This is a genomic window from Herbaspirillum sp. B65, assembly GCF_000333555.1.
Lineage (GTDB): Bacteria > Pseudomonadota > Gammaproteobacteria > Burkholderiales > Burkholderiaceae_D > Herbaspirillum > Herbaspirillum rubrisubalbicans.
The window spans coordinates 1-8150 of the sequence record NZ_BADI01000934.1 but is presented as its reverse complement, the minus strand read 5'-3'; the positions used below and the strand labels follow the sequence as shown (position 1 = coordinate 8150).

Here is an 8150-nt window from a genome sequence, read left to right as displayed (position 1 = left end):
CTGGTGCTGGCCGCGATCATGGCGGCCGGGGTGTTGATCCGTCACTTCTTCAATCTGCGCCACAAGGGCCGGATCGCGGTGGCTTATCCGCTGGCCGGGGTGGCCTTGCTGCTGGTGGTGGCGGTAGCCATTGCACCGCGCCCGGTGGTGCCCACTGTGCCTGTAGCGCAAGGCGCAGGTGGTGGCGCATCGGTGGCCACGGTGCCAGCAGTTGCACCGGACTTCGCCAGGATCCAGTCCATCATCACCCAGCGCTGCGCCACCTGCCACTCCGATAAACCGACCCAGCCCGGCTTTGCCACCGCCCCGGCCGGCATGATGCTGCACACGCCCGAACTGATCCACCAGCACGCCGCCAAGATATTCCAGCGCGCCGTGCAGACCAGGGACATGCCGCTGGCCAACCTGACCCGGATGACCGATGAAGAACGCGCCGAATTGGCTGCCTGGTTCCAGGCGGGCGCCAAATAAAATAAATGATATAAAAGATTTATACTTCAGCCCACTGCCGCAGCAGATTGTGATAATGCCCCGTCAGGCCCAGCACTTCCTCGGTGTCGCCGATCTTCTGGCGCAGGCTGTAGATGTTGCGATCCAGTTCGAACAACATGCTGCGCTTCCAGTCGTCGCGGATCATGCTCTGGCTCCAGAAGAAGGCGCACACGCGGGCGCCGCGGGTGACCGGTTCGACCCGGTGCAGGCTGGTGGAGGGATAGACGATCAGGTCGCCGGCTGGCAGCTTCACTTCGTGCGTGCCGTAGGTATCGACCACCACCAGTTCGCCTCCTTCGTAGTCGTCCGGGTCGCACAGGAACAGGGTGGAGGAGACATCGGTACGGATGCTGCCGGCGGCATTGGGCAGGTTGCGCACCGAGCCATCCACGTGCAGGCCATAGTGCTCGCCCCCTTCATAGCTGTTGAAGAGCGGCGGCATGGTCTTCTTGGGTAGGGCGGCGGCAAAGAACAGGGGATTCTTGCGCAAGGCCTCCAGGATGATCTCGCCCAGCGCGAAGCCCAGTGGCGAATGTTCTGGCAATTGCCGGTTGCGCTTTACGCGCGCCCCCTGGTCGCCCACGGTGGCGCGGCCGTCCACCCAATCGGCGCGATCCAGTTCGGCACGGATGTGACGCACCTGCTCGGCGCTGAGGACTTCGGGGATATGCAGCATCATGATGGAATTCTCCTGTCGCTAATGAAAAGGCCCCTCCGGTGCAGGAGGGGCCGTCAAGTCTGGCTGATCCATGACTGGACTCAGTCGGCATCCGCCACTTTAAGTAAAGCCCTTGGTGGCGGGACTGAGGCAGATCAATTCATTGCGATCGGCTGGTTCAGAACTTGAAGTTGGCGGTCAGCGCCACGGCGCGTGGCGTGCCCGGGGTGTAACGATAGCCGCTCTTGTTGATCGCGGCGACGTAGTCCTTGTTGAAAATATTGTAGACATTCAATTGCAGGTCCACATTCTTGTTGACGACATAGCCGACCATGCCATCGACGACCCAGTAGGCATCGGCAAAGGCCGGGGTGCCCACCGCGCCATCCTTGCCCCGCAGCAGCGAGCTGACATAGCGCGCACCACCGCCCACGGTAAAGCCTTGCGGCAGGCGGTAGGTGGCCCAGGAGGTGAAGGCCTGCTTGGGCGTGTAGGCCAGGTTGTTGTCACCGGAAGCCGTGGTGATGGCGCCGTTGTCGACCTTGGTATCCATCCAGCTATAGCCGGCGGTGAGCGACAGATTGCTGGTCACGTCACCGGTCACCCCCAGCTCGATGCCTTGCACAGTCTTCTTGCCGGTCTGGAAGTATTGCAGCGAGGTCGGATCCTGCTCGACTTCATTGGTCACTTCGGTGTGGAACACGGCGGCGGTGACGGCCAGTTTCTTGTTCAGCAGATCCCACTTGGTCCCCAGCTCGGAAGTCTTGGTCTTCTGCGGGGCATAGTTGCTATTGGCCGCGCTGTTGGCCGAGGCCGACAGCGTGAAGTTGGCGCCGCCTGGGGGCTGTTGCGAGGTGGCATACAGCGCATAGATGCTGCTGTAGTCGGTCGGTTTAAAGATGGCGGCCAGCTTCCAGTTGAACAGGTTGCCCGAGGTCGACAGGTTGGTGAGGGCGCCGGCCGCGTTGGCGTTATAGGTGGTGCGATAGTGGTCTTCGCGGATGCCACCGTTGATGGACCACTGTTCGTTGAACTTGAGGGTATCGAACAGGTAGGCCGAGACGGTGTCGGTCTTGCCATCGTTGTAGCCGGTCGCACGGATGCTGTAGCTGCCGTTGCCGAAGTTGGGATTCGGGTTGTACAGGTTGGCCGCCGGCAGCGTGCCGGTGGCGGTGAAGGAGGTGGCGTGCTGCTTTTCCTGGGTGAACTCGACGCCGCCCACCAGCGTGTGCTGCAGGCTGCCGGTCTTCAGCTTGGCCGTGACGTTGGTCTGGTTGGTGAGGATTTCGTTGGACTGGTCCTTGCGGGTGGGCAGGTTGCGCGCCAGCATCCAGCTCGACAGATTGCTGGCCGAGGGCGTGATCAGGCCGGTGGGACGGCTGCTGCTGGCCGCCGAGGCCATGAAGGACGTCAGGAAGTAATCCTGGCTGGTCTTGGCGTAGCGGGTGGTGTTCTGCAGCTTGACGTCCTGCGAAAAGTCATGCTCCACGCGCGCGGTGAACATGTCGGCGGTGACCTTGTCGTAATCGTTCACATTGCCGTAGAAATTGCTGGAGGCTACGCGCGGCGCACCGGAAATGTACGGGCGCGCGGGATCGGGCGAGGAATAGCCGGGCAGGCCGATGGTCGCCACGCCGCCGTCCGGGACGTTGTCCTGGTCCGCGTGCAGGTAGTTCAGGAACACGCGGGTCGGGCTGTTCAAGCCGAAGGCCAGCGAGGGCGCGATGCCCCAGCGGTCGTTCTTGACTTCGTGACGGCCGGGCACGCCGCTGTCCTGCTTCATCAGGTTCAGGCGCATGGCCACGCCGCGTTCTTCGTCCAGGGTCTTGTTCCAGTCGGCCGTGGCGCGCTTCTGGTTCCAGCTACCGTAGGTGGCCGAGGCATTGAAGAAGTTGCTCATCTCGGCCTGCTTGGTGACCAGGTTGATCGAGCCGGTCGGCGAGCCGCGGCCATTGTCGGTGCCGGCCGGGCCTTTGAGGACTTCCACCTGCTGGATGTTGAACATGTCGCGCGAGACCGAACCGAGGTCGCGCACGTTGTCCACGAAGATGGCGCTGGAGCTGTCGAAGCCGCGCATGTAGATGGCGTCGCCGGTGCTGGTCGAACCGTTTTCACCGAGATAGAAGGTGCCCACGCCGGGGCTGTTGCGCAGCGCTTCGGTCAGGGTGGTGGCGCCTTGTTGGTCGATCAGCTGTTTCTTGATCACGGTCAGGGTCTGTGGGGTATCGACCAGCGGCTGGCTGTACTTGGCCGAGGAGGCTTTGTCGGCCTTGTAGTCCGATTCCTGGGTGGCGGTCACTTCGACCTTGGGCAGGGTGGCGCTGGTCTGGGCATGGGCTGCTACCACCGGTAGCAACAGGGCGCCGGCAACGGCAGCCGACAGACGGGTTGAAGCGAGCGCGCCATGGGCGTGCTTGCGGCTCTTGATGTAACTCATGGCAAGGTTCCGAGAGAAGTTATCGAGGGTTCTCTTGGCTGGCTATGAGTCTTGCGCAGGCCGCGCGGTCAAGATGGACCTGGTCGGCCTCGCTGGAATGGCTGGCGAGTATCTGTTGTTGTGTATCCGGTACCAGTCGTGGGATGTCGAATTGATACGAGATTTTTACAATTATAAGGAACACCTAAATCAAAGTGATTCTTATTCTTTAAAATTTTATCTGACCATTTGTCTCTCAAACTGGTCATCACAGCAAAGTCGCGTGGCAGCGGGCTTTTGCGTGCGTCAAGAGCATAGGCTGATTTGTTGTATAAAAAATACGTCTTCATATCGGGCTTTGCAAAAATGCGTAAATGATTTGCTTGCAGGTAGGTTGGGCGGGCGGTGGCGGCAGGGCGCCGCCACCGTCTGGCGCGTTGGGCGTCAGAACTTCAGGTTGGCCGTCAGCGCGAAGGCGCGTTCGCCGCCCGGGGTATAGCGGTAGCCGCTCTTGTTGATGGCGGCCACGTAGTCCTTGTTGAACAGGTTGGTGACGTTGAACTGCAGGTCGACATGCTGGTTGATCACGTAAGCGGCCATGACGTCGGCGACCCAGTAGGCGCCGGTACTGGTGGGCGTGCCCACGGCGCCGTCACGTCCGCGCAGCAGGCCGCCCGAGTAACGCAGGCCACCGCCCAGGCTCAGGCCGGGTGCGGCGCGCCAGGTGGCCCAGGAGGTGAAGGATTGGCGCGGTGCATAGGCCAGGTAGTTCTCGCCGCCAGCCGTTACCACGCGGCCACGGGTGACGCGACTATCCATGCGGCTAAAACCTGCCGTCAAGGAGATGTCCGGCGTGACTTCGCCCACCACGCCCAGTTCCAGGCCGGAGGTGGTCTTCCTGCCGGTCTGGAAGTAGGTGTTGGCCACTTCATCCAGTTCCACTTCATTGCTCACTTCGGTGCGGAACAGGGCCGCCGTCAGGGCCAGCTTGCGATCGAGCACCTCCCACTTGGTGCCGAGTTCGGCGGTGCGGGTCTTCTGCGGCGCGTAGTCGGGGTTGGCGGCACTGCTGCGGCTGGCGCTCAGGCTCAAGTTGGCACCGCCCGGCGGTTGCTGCGAGCTCGCATAGAGGGCATAGACACTGCTGGCGCTGGTGGGCTTGAAGACTCCGGCCAGCTTCCAGTTGAGCAGGTTGCCGGAGGTCTTGAGGCTGCTGGTATTGCTCTGCGAGGTACTGTCGAAGCTGGTGCGGTAGTGGTCTTCACGCAGGCCCAGGTTGATCGACCAGCGCGGCGTGAACTTGATGGTGTGCAGGGCATACAGCGAGACCGTATCGGTCTGGCCTTCGTTGAAGCCGGTGGTGCCGACCTTGACCTTGGATTCGTCGAAGTGGGCGTCGGGCTGGTACAGGTTGGCATAGGGGCGCAAACCAGTGGCAGTGAAGGAAAGTGCACGCTGGCGCTCGCGCGTGAGCTCCAAGCCGCCCACCAGGGTGTGCTTGATATCGCCGGTAGTGAAGGAACTGGTCAGGTGGGTCTGGTTGCTGAGGATTTCGTTGGACTGGTCGCGCCGGGTCACCAGTTGCCGGGCCAGCTGCCAGGTGGAGCGGTCGCTGACCGAGGGTGTGAGGATGCCGGCCGGGAAGCGGCTGCTGGCCACGCCGGTGGCGAGGAAGGAGCTGAGGCGATAGTCCTGGTCGGTGCGGGCGTAGCGGGTGCTGTTCTGCAGTTTCAGGGTCGGGGAAAAATCATGCTCCACGCGCAGCGTGGTCATGTCGGCGTTGACCTTGTTGTAGTCGTCGATATGGCCATAGAAGTTGCGCGGATTGACCTTGGGCGCCTGGCCGATGAAGGGGCGTGCCGGGTCCGGCGAGCTGTAGCCGGGCAGGCCGATGGTGACCACGCCGCCATCGGGGCGGTTGTCCTGCTGCATGTGCAGGTAGTTCAGGATGATGCGGGTCGGGCTGTTGAGGCCCCAGGCCAGCGAGGGGGCGATGCCGTCGCGGCTGCTATGTACTTCGTGGCGGCCGGGCACGCCGCTGTTCTGCTTCATCAGGTTCAGGCGCAGGGCCAGGCCGCGTTCGCTGTCGATGACCTGGTTCCAGTCCACCGTGCCGCGCTTCTGGTTGAAGCTGCCATAGGTGGCGCTGGCAGTGACCGAGTTGCTCAGTTCGGGCTGCTTGGTGACCAGGTTGATGGAGCCGGTCGGCGAGCCACGGCCATTGTCGGTGCCGGCCGCGCCCTTGAGCACTTCGACCTGCTGCAGGTTGAAGACGTCGCGCGAGATGGCGCCGAGGTCGCGCACATTGTCCACGAAGATCGCGCTGGAGACATCGAAGCCGCGCATGTAGACCGTGTCGCCGGTACTGGTGCTGCCGTTTTCACCGAGGAAGAAGGTGCCCACGCCCGGGGTGTTGCGCAGTACCTCGGAGAGCGTGGTGGCGCCTTGTTGCTCCATCAGCGGGCGTTTGAAGACCTGCAGGGTCTGGGGCGTGTCTACCAGTGGTTGCGTGTATTTGGGCGAGGCCGATTGTTCGGCCTTGTAAGGGGAATCCTTGGTGGCATTGACCTGCACGCCGGGCAGCGATGGGCTGGTCGATTGGGCGTGCGCAGCCATGGCCGGCAATAGCAGGGCGCCAGCGACGGCCGCCGACAGGCGGGAGGAGGAGTGTTTGCGGCTCTTGATGAAGCTCATGTCAGGTTCCGAGAGAAAGGGTTGGAAATCTCTTGGCTGGCGATGAGGGCGGGTGCGGGACGGAGGCGGCGTGAATGCTGCGGGGCCGCTCCTGTTCCGCCCCCAGGGAAGGCTGGCGATCAGATATCAGGGGAATCCGGCCAGTTGCTGGGGTGCATCTGGCATGGATCGGGCGAGTATAGGAAGGGTCGTGGGAAAAGGAACTAGTAGAAATTTCGATTTATTGCGGGTATTTTTGACGCCTGCGATGGCTTGCCGTAATTTCGATTTTCTTCAATCAGAATTGTCTGAATCGATGGGCATGAGGGCCGCCTCATCGATGGTCGGTATCAGCGTATTCGTATAGGGAGGGGTGTGCTGCCGCTATATCATCGCCCTTCATCACTCCATCCAACCACACAGGGAAAGGACTGCAACATGGGCAAACTGAGCACGCACGTGCTGGATATCACCAAGGGCAAGCCGGGCGCGGGCGTGAAGCTGGCGCTGTATGCCGTGGAGCAAGGCGGCAAGCGTCTGCTCAAGCAGGCCGTCACCAATGACGATGGCCGCTGCGATGAGCCGCTGCTGGCCGGTGACACACTCCAGGTCGGCAAGTACGAACTGGTCTTTGCCGCCGGCGACTATTTCGCCGCGCAGGGCGTGAGTCTGCCGCAGCCGCGTTTCGTCGATGAGGTGGTGATCGCCTTTGGTATTGCCGATGCCACCCAGAACTACCATGTGCCGCTGGTGGTGTCGCCCTGGGCGTATTCGACCTATCGCGGGAGTTGATGTCGCCACCCTGATGCATTTTGCTGGTCGATAAAAAATCCGGTCTTCGCAAGAAGCCGGATTTTTTGTTTGGGGTAGGGCAGGTGTCAGAACTCGTTTTGCAGTTTCTTGTAGCCCAGTACCAGTTCGTTGTTGGTGCGTGCCACGTTTTCCGAGAATTCGGAAGCGGCCACGGTCACGCGGGGGATGGTCGCCAGGTCGGTCTTGGGACCGATGCGTTCGGTGGAGGGCACGTAGAAACCGGGCGGCAGGTCGCAGCCATCGACCACGGCGTTGTGACGCACCACGCAGCCAGCGCCGATGCTGCAATTGAAGAGCACGCTGTTAAAACCGATGAAGGCACCGTCGCCCACCGTGCAGGGGCCGTGCACGATGGCGCGGTGAGCAATCGAGCTGCGTTCGCCGATGGTCACGGCCGCGCCCGACTTGGAGTGGATCACCACGCCATCCTGGATATTGGAATGGGCACCGATGACGATGGCTTCCATCTCGCCATGCTCATTGACTTCGTCGGCGCGGATGACGGCATAGGGGCCGATGAAGACATTCTCATGCACGATTACCTTGCCGCACAGGATGGCGGTGTGGTCGACATAGGCGGATTCGTGGACTTGGGGCCGGTGGCCGGATGGGTTGCGGCGAAGCATGGATCGGATTCTCCTGGTGATGCGGTGGTGCAGAGGGTGCGGATGGTCGTGCAGGGCAGCGGCGGCAATGCTGCCGCTCTGCGCTGGCGTGATGACTCGCATTGGGGCGGACGTCGTCGGCGCGCGAGCGGGTAGCGATCATACCCGTTTGGCGCGGCGCTGGACAGGGGCCAGCGGGGGCTTTTGATGGGATGGCCATGCGCATTGCGCCAAGGCCCGGCTTTCGTTGCCGCGCATGGGATTTGATGTGGATTAAGGGGAGAGTGCTTGAAATCGGGTCCAATCTCAATTCCTCTCTGTTGTATTTGCGGGCTGCGGCAATATGTCGCAGCCCTTTTTTTTCGTCCGACGCCGACGCTAAATCCTTGTTCGAAAGGGGTTTTTTATGCCGGTACACGGTGCTCTTGCCGGCTGGCAGCATGGCTGCGGGCGCGCGGCGCGCAGGCTGCNTGATAGATTGCGCCGATGAAAA

At 62.0% G+C, this 8150-nt stretch carries 6 protein-coding genes; 2 read left to right on the top strand and 4 right to left on the bottom strand.

Annotated elements, in window-relative coordinates:
• The coding region (locus tag I5W_RS21845) for a urate hydroxylase PuuD (RefSeq protein WP_044530815.1) at positions 1 to 471 on the top strand (471 nt) is incomplete at its 5' end.
• A gap of 19 nt (positions 472 to 490) precedes the next feature.
• Here the strand turns inward: I5W_RS21845 and I5W_RS21840 are convergent.
• From I5W_RS21840 to I5W_RS21830, 3 genes are all read right to left on the bottom strand, one after another.
• Positions 491 to 1171 carry a Fe2+-dependent dioxygenase gene (locus I5W_RS21840; protein ID WP_017454773.1) on the bottom strand — a complete coding sequence of 227 codons (681 nt, stop codon included), beginning with the start codon at positions 1169 to 1171 and terminating at the stop codon, positions 491 to 493.
• A 157-nt stretch (positions 1172 to 1328) separates the two neighbouring features.
• Positions 1329 to 3587: a catecholate siderophore receptor Fiu gene (locus I5W_RS21835; RefSeq protein ID WP_044530814.1), complete on the bottom strand. Its 2259-nt coding sequence runs from the start codon at positions 3585 to 3587 to the stop codon at positions 1329 to 1331.
• A 423-nt stretch (positions 3588 to 4010) separates the two neighbouring features.
• Positions 4011 to 6260, bottom strand: a complete 2250-nt coding sequence (locus I5W_RS21830) for a catecholate siderophore receptor Fiu (protein WP_044530813.1) — start codon at positions 6258 to 6260, stop codon at positions 4011 to 4013.
• A 417-nt stretch (positions 6261 to 6677) separates the two neighbouring features.
• On the opposite strand from I5W_RS21830, the gene uraH reads away from it, so the two are divergent.
• Positions 6678 to 7031: a hydroxyisourate hydrolase gene (gene uraH / locus I5W_RS21825; protein WP_017452918.1), complete on the top strand. Its 354-nt coding sequence runs from the start codon at positions 6678 to 6680 to the stop codon at positions 7029 to 7031.
• 86 nt (positions 7032 to 7117) lie between these two features.
• On the opposite strand, the gene I5W_RS21820 is transcribed toward uraH, so the two are convergent.
• Entirely contained in the window at positions 7118 to 7678 is a 561-nt protein-coding gene (locus I5W_RS21820; protein ID WP_017452917.1) for a gamma carbonic anhydrase family protein, read from the bottom strand.
• Positions 7679 to 8150 lie beyond the last annotated feature (472 nt).